This window comes from Dechloromonas hankyongensis (assembly GCF_022012295.1).
Lineage (GTDB): Bacteria > Pseudomonadota > Gammaproteobacteria > Burkholderiales > Rhodocyclaceae > Azonexus > Azonexus hankyongensis.
Window position 1 is genome coordinate 1192624 of the sequence record NZ_JAKLTN010000002.1, and the last position, 17090, is coordinate 1209713.

Here is a 17090-nt window from a genome sequence, read left to right on the forward strand (position 1 = left end):
TGCAGTTCCCTCCAACGCTAAGCATATCTGAGTATGAGGTACATGGCCTTGCTCTTGCAACGCGGTTGCCTCTCCCCACAGACTCGAAGCTCTACAGATAGCGATAGCGGCGAGAGCATTTGCCTACTAGATAAACACCGCAGCAGCCGCTCGAGACCTCAATCAAGACTTTCTTTATTGCAGATAGCGTTGCTTCCAATTCGCTTATAGCCCTTTGATCCAGGAATAGGTATCGGCGTTGCCGAAACGCTTGATGAAACGACAAGCGCTTTCAGTCAGCAATCCATGTCCGTGCAACTGGGCGAGTTCGGTGCTTCCGATATCGTTTAATTCAAGGACGCGCGGACCGCTGTCTGAAAAGGCGAAATCAATGTGCTGGATACGCATCATCGGAATCATCTGGCCAATCATCTGACAGTAGTTGATCACCGCTGACCAGTCTGGGAGTCGAAAACCTGTGAATGGATTGCCCGACACTGGATGTTCACCGAGCAAGTGCGTTTCCGGCCACAACCCCCCGATGACGCGGGAAATGCTGCCGCTGCTCGGGTCGATGTCAGCCAGCAGATTCCCATATTTACCGAGGCTGAAATTGTCGACATGGTTGGGCGGCACAGCAATCTTCCAGATTGCCCTCAGTGGCATTGAGCCCTCGGGCCCGTTGAGGCAGATGACGCGCGCACCACAGATAGCTTTCCAGCCAGTCAGACTTTCGATTGGCTCGGCCAACCGCAATGGTCGCTGGAACAGGTAGCCACACTCCGGACGGTGATAGCGATAATCGACTGTGGTATCTAGACGCTTCAGGAACTCTTCGACGGAAATGCTCCCTCCATCGAGCAGTACCAGCCGGTCCAGTGCCGGCTCGTATCGATCTATATAAGCGCTACCGTAGCCTTGTTGCGAATAGGCCGGCTTGCCAAACAGTGGATAGACACACGGATCACGCAGGAATTCTGCAGCCTCGTCGCGTGTCCGCAGATGCTTGCCAAAGATTCCAGGCAGACGGGCGCATGCCTTGAAGGTAGCTGCCGTCGGGACGACCGGCAGCCCAACGGAGTCGGCAAGCGTCATAAACACTATCTTGTCCCAGGCCGGCAGTACCACGTGGCGAGGATTCAGTGCCAAGCTCACCTGCGCCTGCAGGCGCCAGCCAAGAAAATCCTGAACGCCGCGGCCATTCAGGTAGGCTGCATCGTAAAGCTTGTACCAGTAATAGTCACTTAGGCCACAACGGCCGCCCATTTTGCGCAACGCAAGGATTTCTCGTATCTGCCGCAGAGCGCTCTTGCCGGTCTGCTGTTCGGCCATCCGTTGCCAGTTCTTGAACGTGATCAGGCGCCCCTGAATGGTATTGGCTTGGTTCATGACTTCCCCGCGGTTGCAGTCAATGAATAGTCTCACATCATAATGCATGATGCCGTGTTCTATCTCACGGCAAGGCGTTGAATAGCACTTCGACGAGAGGCCAGCCGGCACGATCCGGCCGGCTAGGGCGCACATGGCGGCGATGCGGCGCTTCAGGGTACGGGCATCCTGCCTTCGGCGATCATCCACTTCATCAGAGTGATATTCGAACGCATGCACTCGACCATCGGCTCCTTGTTCAGAGCGACGGCACAAGCGGCGGCGGAACGCTCGGCGTCGGTATCGGACAGGTCGAAAGCCTGCTCGACCTTGAGAGCCATCGTGTCGAGATCAGCACCAACATGGCGCGCGGAAGCCGAGAAAAATCATCCCGACAGGCTGTGCCCCTAGTAACCGGCCGGCCCGATTTTGCTGCGGTGGTGCAGCCGACAACCATGACAATGGCAAAGCGGCGATTCATTTTCCTCGGCAAGGGAGTGGAGATCGCAGTTGCTGTAGCAGAAAACCAGCACAACCACCGTCTCCGGCTGCGTCACCTCAGCATAGAACCCGAAACGACCTCTTCGGCGCTCTTTGCTACGGAATGCCCGGGACGAATTTGCCCCACTGCGCCCATTCGACTCTCCATCGGCAATAGACACAAAATCTACAGAAATGATAAAAACAAGCCAACAAACATGGCTGTAATGTCGCTCACGCCGACGATCATAGTCAATCCAGGCATCGTGGCAATTGCATGTGCGGCAAAAAGCGAGAAAGTGCTTCGGCAGCTGCATCCAGATTATGGTCACCGTGCCGTAGCCGGTCAATTTAACCATCGCAACATAGCAGATCAAACCAGATCACTCGCCCGTTCAATGCACCGGGTGGGACGCAGAGCCAAAAACTATGGCGCCCCCTTCCGATTGGACTAGGAACCGATCCCTGACGCGTGTGGTCTTTCTATGGAAGTCTCGATTTTGTCGAAATTCGGTTTCCATAAGTACCCGGGACGAAAATCAAAATGTGTTACGCCTTGAACTGCCCACTTCGGCAGTTCCGGACGCGGAGTCGTTAATGTCATATCGGATTTGCAATTCATTTGCCGGATTTCTTGCATTTGTACTGATCATGATGGCCGGTACGGCGGTGGGACAGTCGAGCACGCCTCCCGTTAGTCCGCTGCATATTTCCGATTCAACGACCGACGGTACGACTTGGTTGAAGGTGGTCTCCGGTTTGAACAGTATTGCCTGGCGAAACCCGGGCGGCGACTGGCGCGATCGTAATCTCGTGCTTCAGGGCACCATGCCGTGGGCGAGCGCGACGATCAGCAACTTCGACAGGGAGCAGATTCTTAATTTCGACGTTACCGAACTGGTCCGTCGCCACAAATCCACTGGTAGCGATCAATTACCCAACGCAGGCTGGATCGCCTGGCTGCAGTCTGGCACAGCGCTCGGCTATTTCTACAGCCGCGAGTATGGAGATGTGCTGAAACGGCCAAAACTGAAGGTAACGACGAGTACGGGGACCGTTACGCTCAATGCAGGAGCAGATGCCTGGATGGCTTTGTCGGCGCAGACGCCAGTCAACAACACCGCCACTGCGATGTCGGTCGAGTCCGGATCACGGATCGCGCTCTGGTTCGATCTGTCGGGAGTCAGCGGCAGCATCCTTAGCGCCACGTTGACTCTCACCTCTACCACCACGCAGTACGGGGGAGACACCGGAACGATCGGCATTCAGTCAGTCGACCTCCCGCAAACCTCGCTTCCCGGACCATCAGTCCCGCCCCCTGACACGACTGCGCCTTCCCCTCCAACTGCTGTTTCCGGAGTGGCTGCCTCACCGACGCAGATTAACCTCACATGGAGCCCCTCGACAGATAACGTGGCTGTCACTAGCTATCGAGTGTTCCGCGACGGAGCTCTGGTCGGCGAAACGGCGCTAACAGCCTTTAACGACAACGCACTTGCCGCCGATACAACCTATAACTATCGGGTTTCAGCACTCGACAAGGCTGGCAATATTTCCGCCCAATCAAGTGCTGCAACGATCCGGACACCGACGGCCCCGCCAGTTCCACCAACGCCCGGTCAGCCTCCGATCATTCCAGAAACGGCCTTGCGCGTATCCGATTCGATCTATAGCGGAGCTACTTGGCTATACATGATGGGTGGAAATATTAGCGTTCCATGGAAGCACGCGGGCGGCGATTGGAGCGACGCGGCTCGTGTCCTGCAAGGACCGACCCCGTGGGCAACGTCGACCATTGTCGACAAAGATGTCGAACAGGTATTGGCCTTCAACGTGACAGACTTGGTCCGCCAGCATCAAAGCGCTCTCGCCGGCCGCATTCCGAACCGTGGCTGGATAGTCAAGACCATTTCCGGGCCGGCTATTGGCCAGTATTTCAGCCGTGAATCCGCCGATTCGAACAAGCGTCCAATACTTAGAATACAGACGTCGGTCCAGACTTACACCGTCAGTGCCGGGGCCGATGCCATCCTGTCCACATCGGCGCAGACACCCGGCGGCAATGCCGCAACCATCATGACGGTGGGAACGAACGAGCGGATTGCTCTGTGGTTTGACCTGAGCAAGATCACCGGCACTGTGCAAAGCGCGACCCTGTACATGACGTCGACCACAACGCAGTACGGAGGAGGCTCAGCACTTCTCGGCATATACCCGGTCGACCTCACCGAAACCTTCACACCAATTCCGGTACGAACAGGGATCGGTGCGCTCTTTCCGCGCGACGAAGGCATCGAGCGACATGCCGACATTCTTTTTGTCGAGCGTTTCCCTAATCTGGACATGCATCTTCGCGGCTGGTGGTGGGCTGGCGGCGACCCTACAATCCAGAACAATCGGAGCATCGTCGGTGACACTGATCCCCAGGAACCGAACTATCGCCCGCTTGCTCCGGGTGTAAAAGCCTACAAGATGACGATTCCAGCCGGTGGCTTCGGCGGCGACTTTGGCCGCTGGTCCCTGTGGTCCAATCTTGGTTACGAACCGGAAGAGCTCTACATACGCACGTATGCGCGGATCGGCACAGCCTTCGATTCGATGGGCGGCAAATTTCCCTTCGGTTTCGACGGCACCTATATTCGCCGCAATTACCTCGCCATACCGATCAACGGTTTTTACCAGTACCTCGCTACGAATCCGGCAACGGGCCGCGCCTGGATTCGGCCTGACGCGCCGACCTACGCGGGAAATGGCGGTGATACCTCGAACGGCACCAACGGCTGGAGCGCCCGTGGCGGTTTCATCGCGTCGGATTGCGAGAGCACGACGCCGTGTTCGGGCTGGACGCCGAACCCGCTCATTGCTGCCGGTTACCGGGGACTTCATTACTACAGCTACTGGGCCGACCAGCCAGAGGCCAAGGGATCGATCTTCGACTGGCGTATTGGCCTGCTCGGCATCGTTCCGAAAAACACTTGGTTCGTGATCGACAGCTACGTCAAGCTCAATTCGGTGAATGCCGACGGCAGCGGCAATAAGGACGGCATCTTGCGCACCTGGATCAATGGTCAGCTGGCCTTCGAAAAGACTGACTTCCGCGTGCGGCACTGGCCGGGAAATCCTACCGGAGCACGCAACATCAAGCTCGATTCGGTGTGGCTCAACTTCTACCATGGTGGCCTCCTGGCGGCAGTTTCGCCAATGACCGTCTACTTCTCCAACCTAGTTGTTGCTAAGTCGTTCATCGGCCCCTCCGGCTTCGTCGTGCCATAAATCCAGCCGTCACGCATACCGTTCCCCGATCCCGCAAAAAAGCCCCGGCCGGTTTCCCGACTGGGGCTTTTGGCGAACTACACGCAGTACGCTTCGCTTGTCGCGAATTACATCTTTACGGTCGCCGCGACTTCGACGAAGTCCTGGATCTTGTCGAAGTTCATCTAGAGATAGACTTCGGCCGCCTTGGCGTTCACCAGCTTGATCTGCTCCATATACTCCAGCACCGTGACGATGCGGCCGGCCAGAGCCCGGTTGCGGTCTGGCCGACCGCGACACTTTCATTCCGGGGGGAATGCCCCCCGGCATCGTATTATGTTGGCCCGCCGCTGCCATCCCCGGCGCGCCCTTTCCCATTGCACTTCAAAACGCATTTCAGAGGTTCCCCAGATGCATCCCGTCCAAGCCGAAAACCGGAAACCGACAGCCAGCCCTGCCTGCCCCAGCGCAAGCCGGGCTGACTATGAAGCGCAAGAATTGAGTGCCCGATGAGCGCCCCCGCGATCCCCACCGCTGGCACGTCTTTCGCCGACCTGGCGCTGCCACCGGCCATGCTGGCCACCCTGCAGCAACTCAACTATCTGGCCATGACGCCGATCCAGGCGGCCAGCCTGCCGCTCGCGCTGGCCGGCCACGACCTGATCGCCCAGGCCAAGACCGGCAGCGGCAAGACCGCCGCCTTCGGCCTCACCCTGCTCGCCAAGCTGAATCCGAAACGCTTCGCCGTGCAGGCCATGGTGCTGTGTCCGACGCGCGAACTGGCCGACCAGGTGACGCAGGAAATCCGCCGCCTGGCCCGCTTCGAGGAAAACATCAAGGTGCTACCGCTAGTCGGCGGGGCTGCGCTACGCCACCAAGCGACCAGCCTGGAAAACGGCGTCCATATCGTGGTCGGCACACCCGGGCGCATCATGGACCACATGGAACGCGGCACGCTGAAGCTCAACGACCTGACCACGCTGGTCCTCGACGAAGCCGACCGCATGCTGGACATGGGCTTTCACGACGACATCGCCTACGTCGCCAAGCGCTGCCCGAAGGAGCGCCAGACGCTGTTGTTCTCGGCCACCTACCCGGAAGGCATCGCCCGACTGGCCAGCCAGTTCCTGCACCAGCCGCAGGAAGTCAAACTGCTCGAACAGCACGCCGAAAGCAAAATCCGCCAGCGCTTCTACGAAGTGCAGCCGGACCAGCGCCTGCAGGCAGTGGCCACGCTGCTCAAGCACTATCGCCCGGTGAGCGCGCTGGCGTTCTGCAATACCAAGCAGCAATGCCGCGACCTGTTGAACGTGCTGCGCCACGAAGGCATCCACGCGCTGACCCTGAACGGTGACCTGGAGCAGCGCGAGCGCGACCAGGTGCTGATCCAGTTCGCCAACCGCAGCTGCTCGGTGCTGGTCGCCACCGATGTCGCGGCGCGCGGCCTCGACATCGACCAGCTGGAAGCGGTGATCAATGTCGACGTGACGCCCGACCCGGAAATCCACATCCACCGCATTGGCCGCACCGGCCGCGCCGACCAGGACGGCTGGGCCCTGAGCCTGTGTGGCCCGGGCGACAAGCGCCGCGTGGCGACCATCGCCCAGCAGATGAACTGCCAACTGGAATGGGCCAACCTGGGCGAATTGCGCCACGACAGCGAGGCGCCGCTGGTGCCACCGATGGCCACGCTATTGATGCTCGGCGGGCGCAAGGACAAGATTCGCCCCGGCGACGTGCTCGGCGCGCTGACCGGCGAAGCGGGCACAGAACAGAAATTCACGCGGGAACAGGTTGGCAAGATCACCGTCACCGACCAGAGCACCTACATCGCCATCGCCCGCCCCCTCGCCCGTGACGCGGTACGCAAACTCTCCGCCGGCAAGGTCAAGGGCAAGACGGTGAAAGTGCGGGCGCTGTAGGGTAGGTAATGAACTGAGTTTTATAAATTTGTAGCAATACAAAAAAGCCCCCGCCGGTTTCCCGACGGGGGCTTTTTACTGCGGTCGACGCTTAAAAAGCGTCGATTTTCGCAACTTACATCTCGACCGTAGCCGCGACTTCGACGAAGTCCTGGATCTGATCGAAGTTCATGTAGCGATAGACTTCGGCCGCCTTGGCATTCACCAGCTTGATCTGCTCCATGTACTCTTCCTTGCTCACGATGCGGCCGGCCAGGGCGCACATGGCGGCCAGTTCGGCGGAACCGAGGTACACCTGGGTGTCGATACCGAGGCGGTTCGGGAAGTTGCGGGTGGAGGTGGAGATCGCGGTAGAGCCCTTACGGATCTGTGCCTGGTTGCCCATGCACAGCGAGCAGCCCGGCATTTCCATACGGGCGCCGGACTTGCCGAGGACGCCGTAGTAGCCTTCTTCGGTCAGGATCAGCGCATCCATCTTGGTCGGCGGAGCGATCCACAGGCGGGTCGGGATGTCCGACTTGCCTTCGAGGACCTTGCCGGCGGCACGGAAGTGGCCGATGTTGGTCATGCAGGAGCCGATGAAGACTTCGTCGATCTTGGCGCCGGCGACTTCGGACAGGACCTTGACGTCGTCCGGATCGTTCGGGCAGGCCAGGATCGGCTCGGTGACTTCGGCCAGATCGATTTCGATGACCGCGGCGTACTGGGCGTTGGCGTCAGCCTTGAGCAGCGTGCCGTTGGCGATCCAGTCTTCCATGGCGTTGATGCGGCGCTTCAGGGTGCGGGCATCCTGGTAGCCTTCGGCGATCATCCACTTCATCAGCGTGATGTTCGAACGCATGTACTCGACCATCGGCTCCTTGTTCAGGGCGACGGCACAGGCAGCGGCGGAACGCTCGGCGGCAGCGTCGGACAGCTCGAAAGCCTGTTCGACCTTGAGGTTCGGCAGACCTTCGATTTCCAGGATGCGGCCGGAGAAGACGTTCTTCTTGCCCTTCTTCTCGACGGTCAGCAGACCGGCTTTGATGGCGTACAACGGAATGGCATTGACCAGGTCACGCAGCGTGATGCCCGGTTGCATTTCGCCCTTGAAGCGGACGAGCACCGATTCCGGCATGTCCAGCGGCATGACGCCGGTGGCGGCGGCAAAGGCGACCAGGCCAGAACCGGCCGGGAAGGAGATGCCGATCGGGAAGCGGGTGTGCGAGTCGCCGCCGGTGCCGACGGTATCCGGCAGCAGCAGGCGGTTCAGCCAGGAGTGGATGACGCCGTCGCCCGGACGCAGCGCAACGCCGCCACGGGTGCTGATGAAGGACGGCAGTTCGCGGTGCATCTTGACGTCGACCAGCTTCGGATAGGCGGCGGTGTGGCAGAAGGACTGCATGACCAGGTCGGCGGAGAAGCCGAGGCAGGCCAGATCCTTCAGTTCGTCGCGGGTCATCGGGCCGGTGGTGTCTTGCGAACCGACGGTGGTCATCTTGGGCTCGCAGTAGGTGCCCGGCAGAATGCCGGTCACGCCGCAGGCCTTGCCGACCATCTTCTGGGCCAGCGAGTAGCCCTTGCCGTCGTCGGCCGGGTTCTGCGGCAGGCGGAACAGGGTGGACGGGGCCAGGCCCAGCGCCTCACGCGCCTTGGCGGTCAGGCCGCGGCCGATGATCAGCGGAATACGGCCGCCGGCGCGAACTTCGTCGAGAATGACCAGGGTCTTCAGTTGCGATTCGGCGATCGTCGTACCGTTCTTGGTGGCGGTGACCTTGCCGGAGACGCCGTCGACCTTCAGTTCGATCTCGTCGCCCATGTCCATCTGGCCGGCGTCGATTTCGATCGGCAGAGCGCCGGCATCTTCCATCGTGTTGAAGAAGATCGGGGCGATCTTGGAACCCAGGCAGACGCCGCCGAAACGCTTGTTCGGGACGAACGGGATGTCTTCGCCGGTAAACCACAGCACCGAGTTGGTGGCGGACTTGCGGGAAGAACCGGTACCGACCACGTCACCGACGTAGGCGATCAGGTTGCCCTTGGCAGCCAGCTTCTCCAGTTGCTTGATCGGGCCGCGCGAACCGGCTTCGTCGGCTTCGATACCCGGACGCGGGTTCTTCAGCATGGCCAGCGCGTGCAGCGGGATGTCCGGGCGCGACCAGGCATCCGGCGCCGGCGACAGGTCGTCGGTGTTGGTTTCGCCGGTGACCTTGAAGACGGTCAGCTTCTGCGAAGCCGGGACTTCCGGACGCGAGGTGAACCACTCGGCGTCGGCCCAGGACTGCATGACGGCCTTGGCATTGGCGTTGCCGCCCTTGGCCAGTTCGGCGACGTCGTGGAAGTAATCGAAAACCAGCAGGGTCTTCTTCAGGCCTTCGGCGGCGACGGTGCCGCAGGTACCACAGGCCAGCAGGTCGATCAGCGGCTTGACGTTGTAACCGCCGAGCATGGTGCCGAGCAGTTCGGTAGCTTTTTCCTTGGAAATCAGCGCACAGGCTTCTTCACCCTTGGCGACCTTGGCCAGGAACTCGGCCTTGACCTTGGCAGCGTCGTCCACACCGGCCGGCACGCGGTAGGTGATCAGTTCGACCAGAGCGGCTTCTTCGCCAGCGGGAGGATTCTTCAGCAGGGCCACCAGTTCGGTGGTCTGTTGCTTGGACAGGGGCAGCGGGGGGATACCGAGGGCTGCACGCTCTGCAACGTGGGCGCGATAGGCTTCAAGCACGGCGACTTCCTTTCGTAAAGGGTTGCTCTGGGAAACGAATATTTTACGACAATGGCGGCGGCCGAATGGTTCGGCTTTCAGCGTCCCGAGGCCGGCTCGCAAGTCTTATATATTATATGTTATCTCGCCGCATTTGCCAGAGCCTGATGTGCACTTAAGTAGCAGCTTTGCTCAAAACTTGAGCAAAGCAGACAAAGTCCTTGTGAGACAAAGGATTGCAGCACTTGCCCAGGGCTTATCCACAGACTTACCCCATCAAAACGGGGATAAAGAACGTTTATTCGCCCCTTGGCGACAGGCGTTTGCAGCCTTTCCCGCCACGCTACCGCCCCGGGAAAAACGCTTATTTCTTATGCTTCCCTCTCCTGCGCAGGCGGTAAAGCCCCCTCATCGCGGCCCTGGAGGCAACTTCGACAAATTCGCCGAAATTTGACAAATGCGTGAAATAACTCACGATGAATATGACGAAAGTCGTAGATAGTGCTCCCCTCGTATCAGATGCACCACTTAAGAACCAACAAAACAAGGGGCCTCAGATGAACAGCACACGCATTGCACTTGCCTACGATTACGAGGCAGCCGACACGGAAATCGAAACCCTGCCGGCAGAAAACGAAACCCAAGTTGCCGACCTGATCGTTTCCTACCTGGAACAAATGGGCATCGAATACGTTTTCGGCGTTCCCGGCGGCGCTATCGAGCCGCTTTACAACGCCCTGGCGCGCAGCAGCCGACGCGGCGGCCCGCGCCCCATCGTCGCCCGCCATGAAGCCGGCGCCGCCTTCATGGCCGACGGCTATGCCCGCGAAACCGGCAAGATCGGCGTCTGCTGTGCCACCTCCGGCCCCGGCGCGACCAATCTGATCACCGGCGTCGCCTGCGCCTTCGACAACGGCATCCCGATGCTGGTCATCACCGGCCAGCCGTCGCTCCCCTCCTTCGGTAAGCGTGCCCTGCAGGAATCGGCCTGTACCGGCGTCAACACGCTGGGCATGTTCCGCCACTGCACCCGCTACAACTCGCTGATCTCGCACCCCGAGCAGATCGAGTCGAAACTGATCACCGCCCTGCAACGGGCCGTGCGCGCGCCGCGCGGGCCGGTGCACCTGACCATCCCGCTGGACATCATGAAAAGCCCCAGCCCGGTCAGCAAGCCCTCCTACGACATCGCCGACAAGCTCCGCCCGACCTCACTGCTCGATGCCGACGCCACCGACCAGCTGGTCGACCTGCTCCAGCAGTCGACCAATGTCCGCCTGCTGATCGGCGGCTGGTGCGGCGAAGCCATCGGCTCGATCCTGCAGCTGGCGGTCCTGCGCGACATTCCTTTCGTCACCACCCCCGACGGCAAGGGCCTGGTCAGCCCCTACCATCCGCTGTTCCGGGGCGTTTTCGGCTTTGCCGGCCATCCGTCGGCCAGCGCCCTGCTCAACGACGACAGCGTCGACCTGATCCTCGCCGTCGGCACCAGCATGAACGAATGGACCAGCAGCGGCTGGAGCGACTCCCTGCTCAACAGCAAGCTGGTGCACATCGACGAATCGGCCGAACACCTGGCCCGCTCGCCGATGGCCCGGCTGCACGTGCGCGGCCGCCTGCTCAGCATTTTCGACCGGCTGATCGAACGCAGCCACAAAACGCGCGAAAGCAGCGACTCCGAATACCAGCGCCACCGCAACAGCCGCGAAACGCCGCTGCTCGTCACCAGCAACGAAAGCATGCTGGCCGAACCGGAGAAATACACCAGCATGGCCAGCCCCATCACGCCGCAACGCCTGATGTACGACCTGGGCCGACTGTTTCCGCCGAGCACGCGCTTTCTCGCCGACGCGGGCAACAGCGTCGCGTGGTCCACCCACTATCTGAGCCCGGCCGACCGTCGGATCGGCGAGCGCCGCTTGAGCGGCGGCGGTCGCCGACGCGACAACGGTCGCCGCCAGACCGACGCCGGCTGGCTGCGCCTGACCATGGACTTCGCCCCGATGGGCTGGGCCATCGGCGGCGCCGTCGGCACCGCGGCCGGCAACCCGAACGTGCCGGTGGTCTGCATCACCGGCGACGGCAGCCTGATGATGAACGGCCAGGAAATTTCGGTCGCCGTCGCCGAAGGACTGACCGTAATCTTCGTCATTCTCAACGACCAGGCGCTGGGCATGGTCAAGCACGGCCAGCGCCTGGCCGGCGCCGAGCAGATCGGTTTCCAGCTGCCGACTACCGACTTCGCCGCCATGGCCCGCGCCATGGGCGCCGACGGCTATACGGTCCATTCGCCGGAGGACATGGCCGAACTGGACATCGACGCCATTTGCCGGAAAAAGGGGCCGACCCTGATCGACGTCTATATCGACGGCGAGGAAGTCCCGCCGATGAATCTGCGCATGCAGATTCTGGGTACCGAACTCTAGCCCGCAGATGGCAACTAGACCCCGACAAAATCGCCCGCGCAAAAACGAAAATCCGAATATGCAAACCATAAGCACCAAGATCTGGCACGAAGAGGCTGAACCGGGTAATCCTTTCGCTGCCCGAATCGCCCGCTGCGGGGGCTATGACGTCTACGGCGAAATGCTCGGCCGGGCGCGCTGGAGCGACATGCTGTTCCTGCTGTTTACCGGCCAGGCGCCGAGCGCGGCCCAGACCAAACTGCTCGAATCGCTGGCTGTGGCCCTGGCCAATCCCGGTCCACGCGACGCCAGCGTCCATGCCGCAATGTGCGGCGGCATTGGCGGCTCGACCAGCGCTTCCTGCCTGACGGCAGCCCTTGCGGTCGGCGCCGGACTGAACGGAGGCAGCAGGGAGGTATTCCTGGCCATGGAAAATTGGCAGCAATGCGGTTGCGACCTCGACAAGTGGGCCGGCCGGCTCGCCGAGAAACCTGACGAACTTGCCTCGATCTGGCCGACCGCCGAACACGCCGCCGGCTTCGACCCCCACGCCGTCGAAACCGGCCTGCCAATACGCCAGACCCTAGCCGTGCTGGTGGCATGCAGCCCGGGAGAACGGCTCCCCTGGCTCGCCGCACAGCGCCCGGACCTGGAAGCACTGGCTGGCCACCCACTCGCCATATCGGGAGTGGCCGCAGCAGCCATGGCCGATCTCGGCCTGACGTCCGAACAAGGTGAAATGCTTTACCTGTTGCTCCGCTTGCCCGGCGCTGCGGCCCATGCCCTGGAGCAAAAGCAGATCAGCCACCGGAACTTCCCGTTTTTCACGCTGGAGTTGGCTGAAGAAGCAGGCGGAGAGAAATCATGAACGGACCGGAATATCTTGCGCAAAAGGCCGGCAAACTGCAAACCACCATGGGCGGTTTCTTTCCCGGCAGCCATGTGGTGTTTCGCGGCCAGACGCTGCACGACGGCCTCAAGGACATGGACTGGATGGCCTTGTACCTCTTCGGCATCTGCGGACGTCGTTTCACGCCGGCAGAACTGGAACTGGCCAATGCCTTGTGGACCTACACCAGTTATCCCGATGCCCGCATCTGGAACAACCGGGTCGCCGCGCTTTCCGGCAGCGCGCGCAGCACGGGCAATCTGGGTCTTTCTGCCGCCCTGGCCATTTCCGAAGCCCATATTTATGGCCGCGGCAACGAAGTGCAGGCCATCACCTTCTTCATCGCCACGCAAAAGCGGCTCGCTGCCGGTGGTGGCTTGGCTGATTGCCTGCAAGAAGAAATGAAGGCCCATCGGCGCATTGCCGGCTATGGCCGGCCGCTGGTCAATGCCGACGAGCGCATTGCCCCGATCATGGCCCGGGCTGCTGAACTCGGACTCGACCAAGGCCCGCATATCCGGCTCGCATTCGCCATCGAACGTTTCCTGCTCGACAGCGGCCGTAATCTGCGCATGAATTACGGCGCCGTGGTTTCCGCCTTCGGCGCCGATCTCAGCCTGTCGCCGGAAGAATTTTATCTCTTCATGTTCCCGTCCTTCCTCGCCGGCATGCCGCCCTGTTTCCTGGAAGCCAAGCTTTCCGCCGAAGGGAGTTTGTTCCCGCTACGCTGTGCCGACATTGCCTATGATGGCCCCCCGGCCAAGGCATGGCCATCGGAATTCAGGTAGAGAGAACACTGCCCGTGCCCCCACGATGCGTAACCCGCCGGAACATTATGAACGCAACATATTATAAAAAGGCGCTCGGATTGCCAGCTGCGGGTCTTTCCTCTACATTCCCCGCAACAAAAAAATGAGGGGGAAATCCACAATGGGTTCACTACGCATCCTGGTTGGTTTGCTGGCCGCGAGTTGGGCCGGTGCTTCCACAGCCCAGTCGGCCATGGAAGAAGAAGACCTGGCCTTGGCCTATGGTGACAAGAACTTTGTCAGCATCGCCACCGGCACTCGGCAACTGATCAGGAAAGCTCCATCGACAGCGACCGTCATCACCGCTGAAGACATCGCCAACGTTGGCGCCAAGACACTGACCGAAGTACTTGAAACCGTTCCCGGCCTGCATATTTCCCGCAACACGCTGCAAAACAACTACATGCCTACCTACGGCATGCGCGGCATCCTCACCGGCACCTCACCGCACATTCTGATGCTGGTCAACGGCATTCCGAGAACCAGCGTTTACCTCGGCAACCCGGATCAGACCTTTGTCGAATTGCCGGTCGAAAATATTGCCCGCATCGAAGTCATTCGCGGTCCCGGTTCGGCGGTCTACGGCGCCGATGCATTTGCCGGCACGATCAACATCATCACCAAAACCGCCGAAGATATAGACGGCACCTCGATCGGTGTCCGTGCCGGCTCTTTCAACAGTTGGGACAGCTGGTTCCAGCACGGTGGAAAGATTGGCGGACTGGAGATCGCTTCCTATCTGAAGGTCGGCAGCACGGATGGTTCGCGGCGCAATGTGCGCACCGATCTGGTCGGCAACAGCGGCCCGCTGAACAACGGCTATGAAAGCGTGGATGCCCAAATCGATCTCGGTTACGACAAATTCCGCTGGCGAGCCGGTTATACATTACGCGACGACGTCGGCACCGGTGTCGGCATTGCCGGTGCGCTTGACCCGATCGGGCGAGTTCGCAGCGAGCGCATCGCCAGCGACCTTTCCTGGACCGACGAGAATTTTGCCCGCGACCTCAGCCTGACCCTGCAAGGGTCTTACATGCAACTGGCCACCGAAGTGACCACACCGCTGAGAATCGTCCCGGGCGGCATCTTCCCTGGATTTCCCGACGGCATGATCGGCGCCCCGGACAACTGGGAGCGCCAGGCCCGCCTGTCCGCCACCAGCGTCTATTCGGGATTCGTCAATCATCGGATTCGTTTTGGCTTCGGTCACGACCAACTGGAAATCTACAGGACCAGTGAAACCAAGAATTTCACCCAGATTCCCGTACTCACTCCGCTACCGATGTATTCAGCGAGCGGTGATAACCTGTTCCTCTCACCCCACAAGCGCAAAGTCAGCTACCTCTACGCCCAGGACGAATGGAACTTCGCCCGCGACTGGACCCTGACCGGCGGTCTGCGCCACGACAACTATTCCGATTTCGGCAGCACCACCAATCCGCGCCTGGCCCTGGTCTGGGAGGCCCGCCAGGACCTGACGGCCAAACTGATGTATGGCACGGCGTTCCGCGCCCCTTCCTTCATCGAGCAGTATGCGACGGGGAATCCGGTTGCCCTTGGCAATCCGGCCTTGATGCCCGAAAAAATCAAGACGCTCGAAGCGGCTGTGGCCTGGCAAGTCCGACACGACTTGCTGACCAGTTTGAGCATTTTCCACCATGAAATTTCCGATATCATCAATCAGTCGGGCGTCACGTATCAAAATACCGGCAAGCAAAAAGGCAATGGCGGCGAATTCGAAGTCCTGTGGGATGCTTCAAATGCCCTGCGCCTCACCGGGCACTACGCCTATCAGCGCAATATCGACCAGACGACGCGCCAGGATGCCGGCTACGCGCCGCACCACCATCTCTACACCCGCGCCGACTGGCGCGTGTACTCGGACTGGCGCCTAAGCGGCCAGGTCAATTATGTCGCCGACCGGGAACGGCCTGCCGGCGACACCCGGCCGCAGGTTCCGGACTACACCTCGGTAGACCTGACCTTGCGCACCAGCCCGCAGAAACGCGGATGGGATTTTTCCGGCTCGGTCTTCAACCTGTTCAATGCCGATATCCGCGAGCCGACCAAGGCTGCCTCCGGCATCGTCTACGATCTCCCGATGCCCCGCCGAACCTTCTGGCTTCAGGCTCGTTACAGCCTATAATGCGCCAATGACATTGCGCTTTCTTCGCCTCCTTCTGACTCTCCTGCTGGTCGCCTGCACCGTCCAGGCGGAAGCAGGCGTCACGCGCATCGCCGTGATTTTTGCCGAGGCCGACGATCCCAGCCCGGCCAGTTTTACCGGCATGCTCGGCGGCATGGAAAATACGCCGGGCGTCGAAATCATCCGGCTGACCCTGAGGGATCTCGAAGAGCCCCGCCTCAGCCAGTTGCTGAACAACGCGCAACGTGGCGGCCCTATCCGGCTGGCCGCGGCGGGTGGCAACATCGGGCCCATCGCCGTGTTCTACCCGGATATCGGCGAACCCTATCGCAGCGTTTTTTCCAAGATCATCGAAGGGATAGAGGAAAGCGCCCAGGCCAAGGTCAGCAGTTATGCGGTCGGCAGCAATTTCAACGCCCAGGCGGTTTCCGGCGAATTGAAGCGGCAGGATGTCCGCGTGGTCATCGCGCTGGGCCGCAACGGCCTGAAAGCCGCCAGCGCGCTCGACAAGGAATTCGGCGTCATCGCCGGCGGCGTGGTTTCCGTCCCCGACAGCGAAGTCCGCACCGGGGCCATTCTCAGCCTGGCACCTGATCCAGCCTTGCTGTTCGCACGCCTGAAGGCACTGTCGCCGAAAACCCAGCGCGTCTTCGTCGTCTTCGAACCGCGCCAGAACGCCTGGCTGATAAAGCTCGCCAAAGATGCCGCACGCGGCCAAGGCATCGAACTGGTCGCCCAGGAAGCCGGCGACCTGAAGAGCGCCCTGGCGATCTACCAGAACATCTTCGCGACCGCCGATGCCAAGCGCGACGCCCTTTGGCTGCCGCAAGACAGCGCCACAGTGGACGACTCGCTGGTCCTGCCGCTGGTTCTGCAGGAATCGTGGTCCAAGGGCATCCCGGTATTTTCCAGCAACGTCTCGCATGTCAAGCGCGGCGCCCTGTTTGCCCTTTACCCCAACAACGTTGAACTGGGCCGCAACCTGGCCACTTCCGCCCTCGGCATGGCCAGCGGCAGTCCGGTGGCGCGTGGAGTGCTGCCGCTGCGCGACGTCTTGACCGCATTCAATACGCGGACGGCCAGCCATCTCGGCTTGACCCCGTCAAAGGCCCAGCAACAGGGCTTCGATCTCCTTTTCCCGGAGCAATAAGCCCGCT

Annotated in this window: 10 protein-coding genes and 1 pseudogene; 8 read left to right on the forward strand and 3 right to left on the reverse strand. The window is 60.8% G+C overall.

Features of this window, described 5'->3' with window-relative positions:
• Window positions 1-204 precede the first annotated feature (204 nt).
• Together LZ012_RS14310 and LZ012_RS14315 are read right to left on the reverse strand one after the other, a co-directional pair.
• On the reverse strand, window positions 205-1368 hold the full coding sequence (locus LZ012_RS14310; protein WP_275711494.1) for a sugar-transfer associated ATP-grasp domain-containing protein: 1164 nt from the start codon (window positions 1366-1368) through the stop codon (window positions 205-207).
• Window positions 1369-1500: 132 nt separating this feature from the next.
• Window positions 1501-1682 (reverse strand): annotated as a pseudogene (locus tag LZ012_RS14315) (hypothetical protein); the annotation flags it as partial.
• 27 nt (window positions 1683-1709) lie between these two features.
• On the opposite strand from LZ012_RS14315, the gene LZ012_RS14320 reads away from it, so the two are divergent.
• The 3 genes from LZ012_RS14320 to dbpA all read left to right on the forward strand — a co-directional run bounded on the left by LZ012_RS14320 (window position 1710) and on the right by dbpA (window position 7001).
• On the forward strand, window positions 1710-2282 hold the full coding sequence (locus tag LZ012_RS14320) for a hypothetical protein (RefSeq protein WP_275711496.1): 573 nt from the start codon (window positions 1710-1712) through the stop codon (window positions 2280-2282).
• 142 nt (window positions 2283-2424) lie between these two features.
• Complete coding sequence (locus LZ012_RS14325) at window positions 2425-5100, forward strand: disaggregatase related repeat-containing protein (RefSeq protein WP_275711497.1); 2676 nt, start codon at window positions 2425-2427, stop codon at window positions 5098-5100.
• A 488-nt stretch (window positions 5101-5588) separates the two neighbouring features.
• Window positions 5589-7001, forward strand: coding sequence for an ATP-dependent RNA helicase DbpA (gene dbpA / locus LZ012_RS14330; protein WP_275711498.1), 1413 nt, complete (start codon window positions 5589-5591; stop codon window positions 6999-7001).
• Between the two features lie 115 nt (window positions 7002-7116).
• Here dbpA and acnB read toward each other — a convergent pair whose 3' ends face one another.
• Entirely contained in the window at window positions 7117-9705 is a 2589-nt protein-coding gene (acnB, locus tag LZ012_RS14335) for a bifunctional aconitate hydratase 2/2-methylisocitrate dehydratase (protein ID WP_275711499.1), read from the reverse strand.
• A gap of 536 nt (window positions 9706-10241) precedes the next feature.
• Here acnB and LZ012_RS14340 point away from each other — a divergent pair.
• The 5 genes from LZ012_RS14340 (at window position 10242) to LZ012_RS14360 (ending at window position 17083) form a co-directional block, all read left to right on the forward strand.
• Window positions 10242-12110, forward strand: a complete 1869-nt coding sequence (locus LZ012_RS14340; RefSeq protein WP_275711500.1) for a thiamine pyrophosphate-binding protein — start codon at window positions 10242-10244, stop codon at window positions 12108-12110.
• Window positions 12111-12168: 58 nt separating this feature from the next.
• Window positions 12169-12957, forward strand: coding sequence for a citrate synthase family protein (locus LZ012_RS14345; protein WP_275711501.1), 789 nt, complete (start codon window positions 12169-12171; stop codon window positions 12955-12957).
• A complete protein-coding gene (locus LZ012_RS14350) occupies window positions 12954-13766 on the forward strand; it encodes a citrate synthase family protein (RefSeq protein ID WP_275711502.1) in 813 nt (270 codons plus the stop codon). Before LZ012_RS14345 ends, LZ012_RS14350 begins: the two co-directional genes overlap by 4 nt.
• 142 nt (window positions 13767-13908) lie before the next feature.
• On the forward strand, window positions 13909-15933 hold the full coding sequence (locus LZ012_RS14355; RefSeq protein WP_275711503.1) for a TonB-dependent receptor plug domain-containing protein: 2025 nt from the start codon (window positions 13909-13911) through the stop codon (window positions 15931-15933).
• Window positions 15934-15940: 7 nt separating this feature from the next.
• Window positions 15941-17083, forward strand: a complete 1143-nt coding sequence (locus tag LZ012_RS14360; protein ID WP_275711505.1) for an ABC transporter substrate binding protein — start codon at window positions 15941-15943, stop codon at window positions 17081-17083.
• Window positions 17084-17090: the final 7 nt, after the last annotated feature.